This is a genomic window from Candidatus Omnitrophota bacterium, assembly GCA_016209275.1.
In the GTDB taxonomy this organism is placed as follows: Bacteria; Omnitrophota; Gorgyraeia; order Aquiviventales; family Aquiviventaceae; genus JACQWM01.
Genome location: JACQWM010000048.1, coordinates 1 through 13836 on the forward strand (window position 1 = coordinate 1; position 13836 = coordinate 13836).

General features: G+C 62.3%; 19 protein-coding genes. 5 read left to right on the forward strand and 14 right to left on the reverse strand.

The window, feature by feature from the left end:
- The 6 genes from HY737_06545 to HY737_06570 form a co-directional block, all read right to left on the reverse strand.
- Positions 1-246 (reverse strand): response regulator (locus HY737_06545; GenBank protein MBI4598040.1); only part of this gene is annotated, 246 nt, incomplete at its 3' end.
- Positions 209-667, reverse strand: coding sequence for a response regulator (locus tag HY737_06550; protein ID MBI4598041.1), 459 nt, complete (start codon positions 665-667; stop codon positions 209-211). The genes HY737_06545 and HY737_06550, both read right to left, overlap by 38 nt.
- Positions 664-1056 carry a response regulator gene (locus HY737_06555; protein MBI4598042.1) on the reverse strand — a complete coding sequence of 131 codons (393 nt, stop codon included), beginning with the start codon at positions 1054-1056 and terminating at the stop codon, positions 664-666. Before HY737_06555 ends, HY737_06550 begins: the two co-directional genes overlap by 4 nt.
- A 2-nt stretch (positions 1057-1058) precedes the next feature.
- Positions 1059-1451 carry a response regulator gene (locus tag HY737_06560; GenBank protein MBI4598043.1) on the reverse strand — a complete coding sequence of 131 codons (393 nt, stop codon included), beginning with the start codon at positions 1449-1451 and terminating at the stop codon, positions 1059-1061.
- The gene (locus tag HY737_06565; GenBank protein ID MBI4598044.1) at positions 1448-3367 is read right to left on the reverse strand and encodes a PAS domain S-box protein; all 1920 of its coding nucleotides are present in this window, start codon (positions 3365-3367) and stop codon (positions 1448-1450) included. The genes HY737_06560 and HY737_06565 overlap by 4 nt, the downstream gene beginning before the upstream one ends.
- On the reverse strand, positions 3364-3606 hold the full coding sequence (locus HY737_06570; GenBank protein MBI4598045.1) for a helix-turn-helix domain-containing protein: 243 nt from the start codon (positions 3604-3606) through the stop codon (positions 3364-3366). The genes HY737_06565 and HY737_06570 overlap by 4 nt, the downstream gene beginning before the upstream one ends.
- Positions 3607-3761: 155 nt before the next feature.
- Between HY737_06570 and HY737_06575 the strand changes: the two genes are divergently transcribed.
- The 5 genes from HY737_06575 to HY737_06595 are packed head-to-tail and all read left to right on the forward strand — an operon-like array spanning position 3762 to position 7810.
- A complete protein-coding gene (locus HY737_06575) occupies positions 3762-4544 on the forward strand; it encodes a response regulator (protein MBI4598046.1) in 783 nt (260 codons plus the stop codon).
- On the forward strand, positions 4541-5641 hold the full coding sequence (locus tag HY737_06580; protein MBI4598047.1) for a cache domain-containing protein: 1101 nt from the start codon (positions 4541-4543) through the stop codon (positions 5639-5641). The genes HY737_06575 and HY737_06580 overlap by 4 nt, the downstream gene beginning before the upstream one ends.
- Complete coding sequence (locus HY737_06585) at positions 5638-6258, forward strand: hypothetical protein (GenBank protein ID MBI4598048.1); 621 nt, start codon at positions 5638-5640, stop codon at positions 6256-6258. The genes HY737_06580 and HY737_06585 overlap by 4 nt, the downstream gene beginning before the upstream one ends.
- Before the next feature lie 12 nt (positions 6259-6270).
- Complete coding sequence (locus HY737_06590) at positions 6271-7440, forward strand: PAS domain S-box protein (protein MBI4598049.1); 1170 nt, start codon at positions 6271-6273, stop codon at positions 7438-7440.
- Positions 7441-7444: 4 nt separating this feature from the next.
- Complete coding sequence (locus tag HY737_06595; GenBank protein MBI4598050.1) at positions 7445-7810, forward strand: response regulator; 366 nt, start codon at positions 7445-7447, stop codon at positions 7808-7810.
- On the opposite strand, the gene msrB is transcribed toward HY737_06595, so the two are convergent.
- From msrB to HY737_06635, 8 genes are all read right to left on the reverse strand, one after another.
- Positions 7807-8403, reverse strand: coding sequence for a peptide-methionine (R)-S-oxide reductase MsrB (gene msrB, locus HY737_06600; GenBank protein ID MBI4598051.1), 597 nt, complete (start codon positions 8401-8403; stop codon positions 7807-7809). The two genes, HY737_06595 and msrB, sit on opposite strands and share 4 nt — an antisense overlap.
- Positions 8404-8424: 21 nt before the next feature.
- Entirely contained in the window at positions 8425-8832 is a 408-nt protein-coding gene (locus HY737_06605; protein MBI4598052.1) for a DoxX family protein, read from the reverse strand.
- A gap of 34 nt (positions 8833-8866) precedes the next feature.
- Positions 8867-9076: a DUF1059 domain-containing protein gene (locus HY737_06610; protein ID MBI4598053.1), complete on the reverse strand. Its 210-nt coding sequence runs from the start codon at positions 9074-9076 to the stop codon at positions 8867-8869.
- A gap of 93 nt (positions 9077-9169) precedes the next feature.
- Entirely contained in the window at positions 9170-9349 is a 180-nt protein-coding gene (locus tag HY737_06615) for a DNA-directed RNA polymerase (protein MBI4598054.1), read from the reverse strand.
- A 136-nt stretch (positions 9350-9485) separates the two neighbouring features.
- On the reverse strand, positions 9486-10895 hold the full coding sequence (locus tag HY737_06620; protein ID MBI4598055.1) for an NAD(P)(+) transhydrogenase (Re/Si-specific) subunit beta: 1410 nt from the start codon (positions 10893-10895) through the stop codon (positions 9486-9488).
- The gene (locus HY737_06625; protein MBI4598056.1) at positions 10892-11185 is read right to left on the reverse strand and encodes an NAD(P) transhydrogenase subunit alpha; all 294 of its coding nucleotides are present in this window, start codon (positions 11183-11185) and stop codon (positions 10892-10894) included. Before HY737_06625 ends, HY737_06620 begins: the two co-directional genes overlap by 4 nt.
- A complete protein-coding gene (locus HY737_06630; protein ID MBI4598057.1) occupies positions 11185-12339 on the reverse strand; it encodes a Re/Si-specific NAD(P)(+) transhydrogenase subunit alpha in 1155 nt (384 codons plus the stop codon). The genes HY737_06625 and HY737_06630 overlap by 1 nt, the downstream gene beginning before the upstream one ends.
- Positions 12340-12596: 257 nt before the next feature.
- Positions 12597-13736, reverse strand: a complete 1140-nt coding sequence (locus HY737_06635) for a Fic family protein (GenBank protein ID MBI4598058.1) — start codon at positions 13734-13736, stop codon at positions 12597-12599.
- Between the last annotated feature and the right edge of the window lie 100 nt (positions 13737-13836).

Consider the following 13836-nt stretch of genomic DNA (forward strand, 5'->3'; position numbering starts at 1 on the left):
GGGCAGCGCCCAGAAACTATACAGGCGGCGCAGCTCCTGGCAGACTTTGTGGCCATCCATGTCCGGCAGCACCAGATCCAGAATCACCAAATCCGGCTGATGCTCCACGGCCCAGCTGATCGCCGCCTTGCCGCACAGGGCGATGTCCACCTGAAACCCCGCCGTTTCCAGCCGGAATTTGAGGAACTCCGCCAACTCCCGCTCGTCTTCAACCACCAAAATCCGCTGCCGTCGTGTCGCGGTCATGCTGCCTCCCGTTGCTCTGGCTGACAAGCCTCCCTGCGTGCCGCAACAAGCAGAGGGTGATCCGCTCCTTCAATTCGTCAGCCGTAAACGGCTTCACGAGATAATCTTCGGCGCCCAATTCCATCCCCGCCTTGATATGATCCGGCATCTCCAGCGCGGTCAGGAAAATGACCGGGATGGCGCGGGTGTGTGGGTCGGCTTTCAGCCGCGCGCAGACTTCCCGCCCCTTCATCTGAGGCATCACCACATCCAGCAGAATGAGCGCCGGCTGATGGGCGGCGGCGGCTCTGAGCCCCGCTTCGCCGCTGGTGGCGGTCACCACGTGGTAGCCCCACGACTGCAGACGCTCCTGCAGCATGTCGAGCAATTCCGGCTCATCATCGATGACTAAAATGCGCGTCAGTCCGTTCGTCGCGTTCATTCCTTCACCTCCTTTGGCGTGCGTGGCTGGCTCAGCACGGCGCGCAGGGTCGCGAGCATTTCTTCCGGCTGGAACGGTTTGCGCAAGTAGGCATCCGCTCCGCATTCGCACGCCATCTGCTCATCTTTCGCTTGCGTCTTGGCGGTAAACATGATGATAGGAATATGGCGGTACTGCGCATCCTGTTTCAGCAGCTGGCAGACCTCATAGCCGTTGAGGTAGGGCATCATGACATCGAGAATGATGACATCCGGCTGCTCAGTCTGCGCCTTGCGCAGTCCTGCCGACCCGTCGGGCGCGGTGATGACGCGATACCCGCTGTCCTCCAAACGCAGTTGGACCAGCTCGACGAGCTGCGGCTCGTCATCGACCACCAGCACCGTTGGCATGGTCATCCACCTGCAGGAAGCTGCCGCGCAATCGCCGCCAATAACTCGTTGGACTCGACGGGTTTGATCAGGTAATCGCTCGCCTGACCCTCTTGGGCTTGACGCATGGCGCGGTGCTCGACTCGGGCGGTCAGCATGATGACCGGAATCCCGCGCGTTTCCGCATGCCGTTTCAGCTGGGGCAGCGCCTCAAACCCGTCTCGCATTGGCATCATGACATCCAGGATAATCACGTCTGGCTGTTCCCGCAGGGCGGCGCGCACGCCTTCCGCTCCATCCGCGGCGGTCAAGACGTCGTAGTGGTGGGATTCCAATCGCATTTTGATCAACTGGACGAACTCCGGCTCATCGTCGATGAGCAAAACCCGCCGTTGGCCCGCTCGTTTTCCTGTCATGTCTCCGCAGCATTCCTTGCGAGGGACCGCCTATCGACCAGCGCGGGATCGGCTGCTCGGCGCATGGCTCGGACGATCAAGGCTCTCGGCTGCTTCGTATCATCAGGATAGGTCGCGCAGCCGATCGTCCACACGGCACCTGGGGACGACGCGTCCGCTGGCAGCTGTTGCAGCATCTGGACAAGACGCGCGCGGAGCTGCGCAACACGACTTTGGCTGCATTCCTCTAGCAACACCGCGATTCCCTCTGGGATCCGAATGATGGTATCGCCGCGGCATCGCATGTGTTCTTTCATGGTGCGCTCCACATCTTCGATCCCCTCACGCGGCACCATCGGTGGCAACCCATTGAGCGAAGGAACGGTCACCGTCAGCAATGAGAGCCGCATGCTGTGTTCTTCTGCGGCACGAATACCCTGCTCAACATAGGGGGCGAGGATCACCTCGGCTGAATACACCGGCAGCGTGAACGTGAAGGTCGTGCCCTGATTCGCCTGGCTCTCCACCCAAATCGTGCCGCCATGCAACTCCACCAAGGATTTGACAATCGCCAGGCCTAAGCCGGTCCCTTTCTCGCCGGCACCCGGGGTGCGGCCAAACTGCTGGAACTTGCTGAAGACCCGCGGCAGATCCTCCTTACTGATGCCCCGACCCGTATCGGCAACCGCGCAGACGATATGTCCTTCCTGGGACTGCACCGAGACCTCCACATGGCCCTGCGCGGTGAACTTCAGCGCATTGCTGACCAGATTGGTGATGATCTGGATGGCTTTATCACGATCCGCATACGCGTAGAGGGGGGACGGCGGCAGTGACGCCTTCAACACGAGCCCGCGCTGGCTTGCCCGAGCTTGAAACGTGGCCAGCGCCTCTTGGATTAACGCCGCCACATCGATCCGCTCTTTCTTCAATTCGGTCTGCCCTGATTCCAGCCGAGACATGTCCAGCAGATCATTGATGATCCGCGCGAGCCGGTCGATGTTGCTCTGCGCCGTAATCATCACCCGCTGCTGCTTCTCATTGAGCGGCCCAGGCACGTGATCGAGTATGAGGCTGATCCCCTCTCGGATAATCGCCAACGGCGTGCGCAGCTCGTGCGAGATGGTGCTGACAAATTCGTCCTTCAGCGTTTCCAGGCGTTTGTGTTCGGTGATATCTCGCACGATGGCCGAGGCTCCAATGATCGCCCCCTCCGCATTTTTCACGGGCGAAACGGTCAGGGAGACTTGAATACGGCGGCCGTCTTTTCTCATCCTGATCGTCTCAAAGGCGTTCGTGCTTTCTCCTCGCATGACCCGTTCGAGGATCACGCCGCGTTCTGCCGAACGGCCCGGAGGAATGGTGCAGGCGACCGAGCCGCCCAGCATTTCCTCGGCTGTATAGCCGTAGAGCCGCTCTGCTCCGCGATTCCAGCTGGTGACGATACCCTCAAGCGTGGTGCTGATGATCGCATCTTCAGACGATTCAACAATCGCCGCCAGCCTGCCGAGCTGCTCTTCAGCGCGCTTGCGGTCGGTGATGAGCACGCGGATCGCCAGATACTTTTCTGGCTTGCCGTCGGCTCCGAGCATGGGAACGATGGTGGTGTCCAGCCAGTACAGTGAGCCGTCTTTGGCGCGGTTCTTGACGTCCCCACGCCACACCTCACCGCGGCTGATGGTGTCCCACATCTGACGCCAAAACGCCTTGGGATGGTGCCCGGAACCGACCACCTCCCGATGATCTTTGCCGAGGACCTCCTCTCGTGTGTATTGGCTGACGAGGCAGAACTGATTGTTCACGGACAGGATGCGCCCCTGGGCATCGGTTTCCGTAATGACCGCAAATTTATCGAGCGCGAGCCGCTGCGCCCTGAGTTGTCGCAAGGCGGCCGACAATTCCGCGGTCCGTCTTATCGCGCGCGGATACAGACTCATGTCGGCTCCTCCCCGGCGGTGGGCCGCCGAAGCGACCGCGCAGAGACGCCGCGTTTCAGCCAGCCCATCGTGACCTGATCGGCCGCCCACCGCTCCAAGAGCTCCTGGCTAAATCGCCACTGGTTGCCGACTTTGAAGCCGGGAAGCCGCCCGGATTGGCTGAGCCGATAGACCGTTCGCGCGCTCACGCCGAGCCATTGGGCCGCTTCGTGAATTGAAAAGTTCGGTGGCTGTGTCATCAGTTGGAACTATGCCTGATGCGAGGCAACGGTGTCAAGACTTGGCTAGGCTTTTCATGGCATGATCACTGCTGGCAGGCAGGACGACGGGTGGCCGCGAGGCTTGACCGAAGCGCGTGCCTGGGGTAGCCTGATGGTCAACCGAAGGAGGGGCGATGGCGCGCGTCTTAATCGTCGATGATGACACCGCAGTGCGCGAGCTCGTCTACGACGCGCTCAGCGCGAAAGGCCACCAGGTCTTGGCCGCCGGCTCCGGCCCGCAGCTGTTTGAGCTGCTCAAGACGCAGCGCGCCGACCTCATTTTGATGGACGTGTCGATGCCGAAGACCTCCGGCCAGGAGCTGGCCAAGAAGCTGCGCACGCTGGATGACGCGGTGCCGATCGTCATGCTCCGCGCGCCGTCGGATCCGGAGCTGACGGTCGATGACCGCGAGTGCATCCGCTGCCGCGAAACACTCCTGAAGGAGCCGGCGGAGGCGTTCCTCGTCGGGGTGGAGCGAATCCTCGCCGCGATGAGTACCTCGGCGAATCGCGCCGGCACCCCCACGGCCGGCGTGAAGGCGACGATCCTCACCGTTGATGATGATGAGGCGGCTCGCAAGATGGCCAAGCTCATCTTCGAGCGGCGGGGTTTTCGGATCATCCAGGCCGCCTCAGGGGAGGAAGCGCTCAAGGTGCTGGAGACCGAGCGGCCGAAGGTCGTGCTGCTGGATCTGACCATGCCGGGCATGGATGGTTTGATGACCTTGAAGAAGATCAAGGCCGGCCACCCCGCCGTGCCGGTCATCATCGTCTCGGGCCGAGGCGAAAACGACACCGTGCGCGAAGCCCTGCGGGCCGGCGCCTACGACTTTGTGACGAAACCCTTCAGCATCGAGTACCTGGAATCCACCGTCATGACCAAGCTCCTCGTGGGTCTGGAGGGGGGTGCCGCGTGAGGCGCCTCCGGCAGGCCCATCACTGGCTGACCGTCACCCTTCCCGAGCAGTGCTCCGCGTGGCTGCTGCACTCCTACCGCCGACCGGTCGGCTTATTCTTCGGCCTCATCGTGCTGCCGTGTCTCATCATCGCCACGGCCACGTACGCGCTGAGCGTTGCACTGTGGCGCCGGCAGACGATGGAGAACCTGCGTGTCATGGCTCGTCTGGGCGCTGAGATTCTCACCGAGACGCTGGACCAAACGCTGCTGCTCGAACAGCTCATCGCGGCTCAGCCCAAGATCGTGCACACCTTTGAGCGCGCCAATGCCTCACCCATGCAAGAAGCGCTCGAGGAGGCCGTGCAGTTTATTCCTCGCATCAACATGATCATGATTACCACCCTGGAAGGACAGGTGATCGCTGCAGTGCCTCAAGCCCCGGTGGGTACAAACATCGCCGGATACGAAGTGTTTCAAACCGCCAAGCGGCAGGCCTGGCAGCCGACCATCTCCGGCGTCTACTTGCGCGACGGCCCGGCGATCGAAAAGGTGGTCAGCCTCAGCGTGCCGATCCGCAGCGGCGAGCGCGTGGTGGGGCGGCTGCAGGTGGAGCAGCGCATCGAAGAGATCAAGTCGTGGCTGCAAAAAATTCGCGTCACTCCGCAGGGCTTTCTCTACGTGGTCGACCAGCACGATCAGCTGGTGGTGTTTCCGTACCAGCTCATCCCTGGGAAACCGCTGCCGGTCTCCCACTGGCCTCCGGTCGCGCACCCGATAGGCGAAGACGGCGGCACGCTGATGTACCGCAGCGCGAAAACCGGCGACCGCTGGCTGGCCGGCGTCTATCCTGTCGGCGCGCTGGGGTGGCGCGTGGTGACCACGCAACCTGAGCAGGCGGCCCTGAAGACGCTGCGCCGCGTCTTCTGGGTGCTCGCCCTCCTCGTCCTGCTTGCGGTGGCCCTGGTGGCGGCGGTCGGATCGCGGTGGCTGAAGCTGCACGCCTTCAGCCTGGACGTGCTTAAGCAGAACGCGCGCCTCCTGAAGCAGCTGCAGCAGCGTCGGTTTTTTGATCAGGGCGAAGGCCCGCCGCTGGATAATCCGGAGCCTCAGCCATGAACCTCGAGCGCCGCCGACGAATACTCTTGTGGTGCGCCGCAAGCCTGATGGCCGCCTCCTGGACCGGGGCGTGGGCCAGCGGGCGGACGCTGAAATCCTCCACGCAGAATTACGAGCAGGTCCCGGTGGTCGCCCGCGCTTCGACCGCCTCGCTCATCGAGCGGCAGACCGCCTCCGCCGAGGCGGCGGCGCGCTCAACGCCGCCGAAGGCAGCCCCAGCCAGAGCCTTGGTGAGCACGTCGGATACCACCGGCCAGGCCTCGCGGTTTGTCGGCGTGGCCACGGCGAGCCGCAGCGCGAAGACGGAGCAGGAGTACTGGCTTCGCGGCGACGTCAAGTGCTGGAACAAATCCCCGAAAACCGCGGAGGCCTTGGGCTTGCTCATCGTGCCGATGGACCAATACCAGGGCGCGCTGAGTACGAGCCGAAAAAATCTGGTCCGTCTCAGCGCGACGATTTACGGCGGCAGCGAGCAATCTTTCCGTTGGGAAACGGTTCTGGAGGACGCCGAGGCCGTCCAGAAGCTCGAGCAGGTGGTGGTGGCGATTCTGACGATCAAATTCGCCGACGGCAGCGTCTGGGAAGCCCCGGATGTCGAGCTCGTCGGCTTTTTTTAATCGAGGTGGCGCATGGCATCGCATGCCTATGACGAGCATCTGCGGCTCATCCTGGAAAACGTCGCGGACCTGATCGCCATCCTGGACAAACACGGCAAGCGGCTCTATAACAGCCCGTCGTATCGCCATGTCCTTGGCGATCCGAGCGCGCTGCAAGGCACCGACTCCTTCGGCGAAGTGCACCCGGAGGATCGCGCGCGCCTGAAGCAGACGTTCGAGGAGGTCATCCGCACCGGAGCGGGCTGCCGGTCTGAATACCGCTTCGTGCGCGCGGACGGCTCGATCCGGTACATCGAATCGCAAAGCGACGTGATCAAGGATGCCGCGGGAGTGCCCGATAAAGTCGTCGTGGTCTCGCGCGACATCACCGAGCGCAAGCGCGCCGAAGAGGAAATCAAAACGGCCTATGAGAATCTGAAGGCCATGCAGGCGGAGCTGATCCAATCCGAGAAACTCGCCTCGATCGGCCAATTCGCCGCCGGCATCGTCCATGATCTGAAAAATCCGCTGGGCATCGTCACGACGGGGCTCTCGCTGCTGAAAGAGATGCAGCGCGCCGGGGAGCCGTTCGGGGAGCAGTCCGCCGAAGCGATGGCGCTGATCGAAGACTCGGCCAAGCGCGCCACCACCATGGTGCACGGGCTCTTGAGCTTAGCCCGGCGCGATGACCTGGTCCTCTCCCGCGATGACCTGCACGCGGTCATCGCGGACGCCGTGGCCGCGGTGCGCAACGCCAAGGTGCCGGCGAATATCCAGCTCATCGCCACGCCTTCGGCGGCGTCGGCGTCGGCCATGATCCATCGCGAGCAGATGCAGCAAGTCCTGATTAACCTGATCAGCAACGCGATTCAGGCGATGCCAAACGGCGGGACCATCCGGGTGGCCACCTCGCTGTCCACCCTGCCGCAGCCGGGACCAGCCGGCGGACGCCGCACGGTGTTCCTCAAACCCGGGGATCAGGTCGTGCACGTCGACATCGCGGATACCGGTACGGGCATTCCGCCGGAGCACCTGGCGAAGATTTGGGAGCCGTTTTTTACCACCAAGCCCCGGGGCGAGGGTACTGGCTTAGGATTGGCGATCGTGCGCTCGATCATCGAAAACCATCATGGGGTCATCGATGTCGAGAGCACCGTCGGCGCGGGGACCACCTTCCGCATCACCTTGCCGCTGGCGGCGTGACGCGATGCCGCACACGATTCTGGTCGTTGAGGATGAGCCGGATCTGCGCGAGGTGATTGTTGATTGCCTCAAGGGCGCAGGATACACGGCGGTTTCCTGCGGCGACGGCAACCAGGTGCTGGGCCTCATCCGGCAGCATGCGCCGTCGCTGGTGATTCTTGATCTGCAATTGCCGGGGATGAACGGCTGGAAGCTCTGCCACCTCATCAAGTCGAATCCAGCCACGGCGCGCTTGCTCATCGTGGCCCTCAGCGGCTTGATCGAGGAAGACAGCGGCGCAGGAGACACGGACCGCTTCGACTACATGATCGCCAAGCCCTTCGACCCCGACGCGCTCCTCAACCGCCTCCGCAAGCTGCTGAAGGACTAGCGCGCTTCGGAATTCGATGGCCCGAACAGGGCGCGGTAGGCGCCGTAGCCGCGCTGCTCCAACTCCTCCAGCGGAATGAACCGCAGCGACGCGGAATTGATGCAGTAGCGCAGGCCGCTCGGCCCCGGGCCGTCGGTGAACACATGGCCCAGATGCGAGTTGGCGTTCTTCGAACGGACCTCGGTGCGATCCATCCCATGGCTGGCGTCTGAGACTTCGACCACCGCGCCCGGATGCACCGGCTTCGTGAAGCTCGGCCAGCCCGTGCTGGAATCAAACTTATCCGAGGAGGCAAACAGCGGCTCGCCGCTGACGACATCCGTATACAGGCCCGGCCGGCGGTTATTCCAATAGGGATTGGCGAAGGGCGCTTCGGTGCCGTTTTCGCGGACCACGCGATACTGCTCCGGTGTCAAGCGCTTGCGCAGCTCCGCGTCGCTGACCGGCAACGCGCACGACTCACCGGAGTGCGCGCGTGGTTTGGAGGGGTCCATCGACTGGGCCTCACGCGCTCGCACGACGTGCGCTGCGGCCACCGCCGCCGCGCCGATGCCGACGGCCAGACCTACGCGTGTCCATGCTGCGCGCCGCATCGGCCCGCTGTCGGAGGGGGTTTAGCGTTTCTTGCGCAGCAGGCGCGCATCTAGCGAGAGGCTGCCGGGGCCGAGCAAGAGCAGCGCGATCATCGTCGACAGGTAGACCGCGGCTAATTCATACGATCGCCCGCCCTGCCCCACAAACGGATCGCCGTGCGGCAGATGCACGAGGCCGATCGCCACGAGCATCGTGCACGCAATGCCGGCGGCGGCCAGCGGGGTCAGCAAGCCGAGGATCAAGGCAAATCCGCCGAGGAACTCCGAGCAGGCCGCCAGCGCTTGCAAGATCCCCGGCATCGAGCTGTCAGGCCCCATCCAGTTGAAGGCGTGCTGAAACTTTGGCCAGCCATGCTGGACGAATGCCAAACCCGCCACCACGCGCACGATCAACAATCCCACCGCTCCACGCCCTTTGATCATGTCCATGCGCCTCCAGCTGGGGTCTTGCAATCGAGCATGGTTAGTGGCAGGAGGAGCCGCCGCAGCAGGAGCTGCCTTCGTCCTTGATGGCGGCGCGAATCGCGGTTTGGACCGCCGGCGTCATCTGCACGTTCTGGTGGCAGCCCTTGGCGTGCTCGGCAGCTTGCCGCAGCACATCCGCCTCATCCTTGCCGTGAATCACGAAGTCGCAATCAACCCCGACATCTTTGCACGCCAGCACCTTGCCCATCGTCATCCCCCCTGCTCAACGAACCGCGGTATCCGAAGACAACAATACCCGAAACCTGTGACGGCGTGTTGTCGTGACGCGCTGCGTAGCGCTCTAGCGAGTGCTTTTTCGCTTCGAGAAGCAGCTCTTGCAGTAAATTGGGCGGTCGCCGCTTGGCTTAAACGGCACTTCGCATTCCTGCTTGCAGTCGGCGCAGACGGCCTTGTGCATCTCACGGGGACGATCCGAATATCCGCCACCGCCGAACCCCCCGCTTCCTCGTTCCTGAAACATCCCCTCTCCCTTTGTTGGGGCGCACCCTACCCCGCCCTCGCTATAGGTAGACCTTAAAGCTTTACGTGCGCGTTGTCAACTTTTCGTTAGCAGGGACAGGATTGTAGAACGGATGCCGACGCTTGGTTCGTCTCTCTTAGTGCATGCCGCCGGAGAGCTGCTTGACCAGCTCGCCGACGACCGCCTTGGCATCACCGAAGAGCATCCAGGTCTTGTCTAAGAAATACAGCTCGTTCTCGATGCCGGCGAAGCCGGGGCTCTTGCTGCGCTTGACGGCGAAGATGGTCTTGGCCTTGTCCGCGTCGATGATAGGCATGCCATAGATCGGGCTGGTGTTGTCTGTCCGCGCCGCCGGATTCACGACATCGTTCGCCCCAAGGACGAGGGCGACGTCGCACTGCGGCATCTCCGGATTGATGTCGTCCATCTCTGCCAAGTCGGTATAGGGAATGTCGGCTTCCGCCAATAGCACGTTCATGTGCCCCGGCATTCTCCCCGCCACAGGGTGAACGGCGAACTTCACCGTGATCCCGCGCTTCCTGAGCTGATCGTAGAGCTCCCGCACCTTGTGCTGCGCTTGCGCGACCGCCATGCCGTAGCCGGGGATGATCACCACCAAGTTGGCCTGCTCGAGGATCTGCGCCGCCCCTTCGATGGTTTCGGTCTTGTAGGTTTTCTGCTCATTGCCGGCGACCGCCGCTTTGACTTGGCCGAAGGCGCCGAAGAGCACATTCGTGAACGACCGGTTCATCGCCTTGCACATGATGATGGAGAGAATGAGGCCGCTTGAGCCATCGAGTGCGCCGGCGGTGATCAGCAGTTTATTGTTGAGGACGAACCCCATGGCGACGGCCGAGAGCCCTGCATAGGCGTTGAGAATGGAAATCACCGTGGGCATGTCCGCCCCGCCGATCGGGATGATCAACAACACCCCGAACGCCAGGGCCAGACCGATGATCGCCAGAAACGCCGCCGGCGACCATGCAGCGGCTGGATGCCCCACCAGTGCTGCGCCCAAACTCAAGGCCAGCAGCAGCGCACCGATGTTGATGACGTTTTGCATCGGGAAAGTCACCGGCCGCGCAGGGATCCATGGGATGCCTTGGAGTTTCCCGGCCGCCATCAAGCTGCCGGTGAAGGTGAGGTAGCCGAGGATGATCTCGACGACGACGGCGGTCATGCGAAAGCCGGTCATCAGCTGTTGCGCCTCGCCCAACCACAGGAAGTACTCGGCCGTGCCGACCAATCCTGCCGCAAGACCGCCGAAGGCGTGGGAGAGCGCTGTCCGCTGCGGAACGGCGGTGAGCGGCACGCGCGAGAGCGGAACGCCCACCAGGAAACCCGCGGCGATCGCCGCCGCGATCCATCCATGGTGGATGATGACCGACGGCTGCGCCCAAGTCGCGAGCACCACGACCAGCATCCCCGCGACACCGGAGAACACCCCCCGCCGCGCGGTGTTCGGATCGTTCATCCAATGCAGCGAGAAGACGAAGAGTGCCGTCGCCACCAGGTAGGCGAGTTCGGTGAGGGCGTCCGTCGTCATGGTTTGCGGGGCTCTTTCTTGAACATCTTGAGCATGCGGTCCGTGATCAAAAATCCGCTGACGATGTTCGTCATGGAGGCGAAGAGCGCGATCGCCCCGAGCACGCGCATCGGCAATGGATGCTCGGACCCGGTCACGATGATCGAGCCGACGACGGCGATCGCCGAGATGGCATTCGTGATGGACATCAGCGGCGTGTGCAAGAGGCGCGACACGCGGCGGATGACCCCGATGCCGACAAACGTGGCCAACAGCAGCACGAAGAACATGGGCCAGTAATCGACAGCCATCATGGGTGTCTCTGCTTGAGCGCTTCCTGGGTCCGCGGGTGCCGCACCTCGCCCCCATGCGTGATGAGCATCCCCTGCTGGATCTCATCAGAGAGATTCAGTTGGAATGCGGCGTCTTTGGTGAACGCCTGGATGAAGGCCGTGAGGTTTCGCGAGAACAGTAGGCTGGCATGCGTCGGCATCGTCGCGGGCAGGTTCAGCGGCGCGATGATCCTCACACCACCCACCGTCACAGTTTCACCGAGCTTTGAGAGCTCGCAGTTGCCTCCGCCATCCGCTCCCAAATCCACGATCAACGAGCCCGGCCGCATCCGGCTCACTATCTGTGCTGTGATGAGCTTGGGCGCCCTAACACCTCCGATGAGCGCTGTGGTAATCACGACATCGGATGCGGCGCACTGCTCGGCCAACAACTCCCGCTGCCGCTGCTTGTCCGCTTCGGAAAGCTCCTGCGCATAGCCGCCGCCCGCCGACGCACTTTCCTTCAGCTCGATTCCCACGTACTTTGCACCCAGGCTCTCGATCTGTTCTTTGACCTCGGGCCGCACGTCGGTGGCGGTGACATTCGCCCCCAGCCGTCTGGCCGTCGCAATGGCCTGCAATCCGGCGACCGCGGCGCCGATCACGAAGACCTTCGCCGGAAACACCGTGCCGGCGGCGGACATCAACATCGGGAAGTACTTGGTGAACTCGGCCGCCGCGAGCAGGACCCCTTTGTAGCCCGTAATGCTGGCCATTGAGGAGAGGGTATCCATGGCCTGCGCGCGCGTGGTCCGCGGGATGGCGTCCGTCGAGAACGCCGTGATGTTGCGCGCCGCCAACGCGCGCACGATGTCCAGATGACGCAGCGGCATGAGCGACGCCACGAGCACGGTTCCGGGCGTCATCCATTCGGCTTCGTTGCGGCCCGCAGTGTCGATGGCAGGGGGATTCACCTTCAGCACGATCGGTGATGCGCCGATTAGCGCTGCCGGATCGCGCTCGACGGCGCAGCCAGCCTCGCGATACGCGTCATCCGGGTAGAAGGCGGCTTCGCCGGCGCCCTGCTCCACCGAGACGGTGTATTTCGCCTGGATCAGCTTCTTGCACGACTCAGGCACCAGTCCAACCCGGCGTTCGCCCGGTCGTGTCTCCTTCGGCACGGCGATCTTCATGTCGTGAGGCATTGTAGCACAAGCGGAGGGACGAATTGTCGACGGAGAAATCAGGTATACTTGAAGTGGTAGGAGGAAGGCACGCGCAACACTCCTACTGAAGTGAGGAGTAGATGGTGCACGTCTCTGTCTGAGCGGGCGGGTGCCTGGTCGCGGAACGACCCCGCCCGTTCAGATTTTTTTGTCTTGACCTTCCCGCTTTCAAACAAAAGCCCCTCCTCGCACCCGGTGGATACTTTGTGACAATCTGGTTACAGTCAACCAGCCTTGATTCCTGATGTCGTAAGGAAGGCGGGATTCAACGTGTAGATAAACTGGCGGCCTTGCTTGCCCTTCGCGAGGATCCCCAGGGTTTCCAGCTGGGCCAGATCCCGACGAGCGGTCTCATAAACCACTTTGAACTCCTTCTGATATTTCGCCATGGCGCCACGATTCTCTCTGGAAACCGACAGATACTTCAGGAAGCGCGTCTGGCGCTCGTTCAGGACGATGTTCCGCTCGCGGATGTTGCCGAAGAGGAGATCTCTTCGATAGCGCTCGGTGATTCGTTGGAGGATCACGTCGATGGCGCGGACGACGGATTCAGCCATGTAGAGAAGCACGTAGGTCACATCGGCCTCGTGATCCTCCATGTCCTTGAGCACCTTGTAGTACCGCTGCCGCGTTTCCTGGATGATCGAGGAAATGGAAAAGTAGCGGAAGAACTCGTAGCGGTGCTTGAGCAGATACCAGTAGAACAGCGCTCGGGCGGTCCGGCCATTGCCATCCGCGTAGGGATGCACATACACCAGATACGTGTGGATGATCGCCGCCCGGAGGATGGGATGAATAAACGGCTGCTGCGCCCCCTCATTGATCCACTGGATGAGCGCATCGATGGATGACGGCACGGCATCAGCTGGCGGTGCGGTATAGATGGTTTCTCGGCGCTGGTTCACGACGAAGATCGGTCCATTGCGGAATCGGCCGGCATCCGCCTCGTGTTCGAGCGTCTTCTCCGTCACTATGCGCTGGATCGCGTGCATCAGCTCGATGGAACATGGGGCCTCTCGCTGCTCCAGCACGTAGCGCATGACGCGGCCGTTGTTCGCCACCATCTGATCGCTCGTATCCCTCGGCGGCTTGCCTTCGACGATCAGCTCCCGGGCGCGCGCAATGGTGGAGAACGCCCCTTCGATGACGCTCGAGAACATGGCTTCTTCAATCAGCGCCTGCTCCGTAAGTTCTGCCTGGATCTCCTCCTTGACCACGCTGTAGAGCGAGTCCTTCCCGCGCGAGTCCACCTGGTGCAATGATTCCTGGAGCTTCGGGGTGAGGACAAACCAGAAGGGTTTCCCGGCCTGGTCCTTGAAGGGCAAGAACTCCGCCTTCGCCTGGCGAAACTTGACCAGCTCCACCCAGAACTCGTCCAGCTTTACATCAGGAAGAAGTCGATGTCCAACTTCTTCCTTATTGTAGTAGTTCAGAAGGTATGTACTTAGTAACTCACTCATTTAC

Bases quoted from the DNA above. Each gene is read 5' to 3' on its own strand.
- HY737_06565 (MBI4598044.1), bottom strand. From the start codon at position 3,367: ATGAGTCTGTATCCGCGCGCGATAAGACGGACCGCGGAATTGTCGGCC.
- HY737_06630 (MBI4598057.1), bottom strand. From the start codon at position 12,339: ATGAAGATCGCCGTGCCGAAGGAGACACGACCGGGCGAACGCCGGGTT.
- HY737_06590 (MBI4598049.1), top strand. From the start codon at position 6,271: ATGGCATCGCATGCCTATGACGAGCATCTGCGGCTCATCCTGGAAAAC.
- HY737_06625 (MBI4598056.1), bottom strand. From the start codon at position 11,185: ATGGCTGTCGATTACTGGCCCATGTTCTTCGTGCTGCTGTTGGCCACG.
- HY737_06605 (MBI4598052.1), bottom strand. From the start codon at position 8,832: ATGGACATGATCAAAGGGCGTGGAGCGGTGGGATTGTTGATCGTGCGC.
- HY737_06575 (MBI4598046.1), top strand. From the start codon at position 3,762: ATGGCGCGCGTCTTAATCGTCGATGATGACACCGCAGTGCGCGAGCTC.
- HY737_06555 (MBI4598042.1), bottom strand. From the start codon at position 1,056: ATGCCAACGGTGCTGGTGGTCGATGACGAGCCGCAGCTCGTCGAGCTG.
- HY737_06610 (MBI4598053.1), bottom strand. From the start codon at position 9,076: ATGGGCAAGGTGCTGGCGTGCAAAGATGTCGGGGTTGATTGCGACTTC.
- HY737_06550 (MBI4598041.1), bottom strand. From the start codon at position 667: ATGAACGCGACGAACGGACTGACGCGCATTTTAGTCATCGATGATGAG.
- HY737_06560 (MBI4598043.1), bottom strand. From the start codon at position 1,451: ATGACAGGAAAACGAGCGGGCCAACGGCGGGTTTTGCTCATCGACGAT.
- HY737_06620 (MBI4598055.1), bottom strand. From the start codon at position 10,895: ATGACGACGGACGCCCTCACCGAACTCGCCTACCTGGTGGCGACGGCA.
- HY737_06615 (MBI4598054.1), bottom strand. From the start codon at position 9,349: ATGTTTCAGGAACGAGGAAGCGGGGGGTTCGGCGGTGGCGGATATTCG.
- msrB (MBI4598051.1), bottom strand. From the start codon at position 8,403: ATGCGGCGCGCAGCATGGACACGCGTAGGTCTGGCCGTCGGCATCGGC.
- HY737_06595 (MBI4598050.1), top strand. From the start codon at position 7,445: ATGCCGCACACGATTCTGGTCGTTGAGGATGAGCCGGATCTGCGCGAG.
- HY737_06585 (MBI4598048.1), top strand. From the start codon at position 5,638: ATGAACCTCGAGCGCCGCCGACGAATACTCTTGTGGTGCGCCGCAAGC.
- HY737_06570 (MBI4598045.1), bottom strand. From the start codon at position 3,606: ATGACACAGCCACCGAACTTTTCAATTCACGAAGCGGCCCAATGGCTC.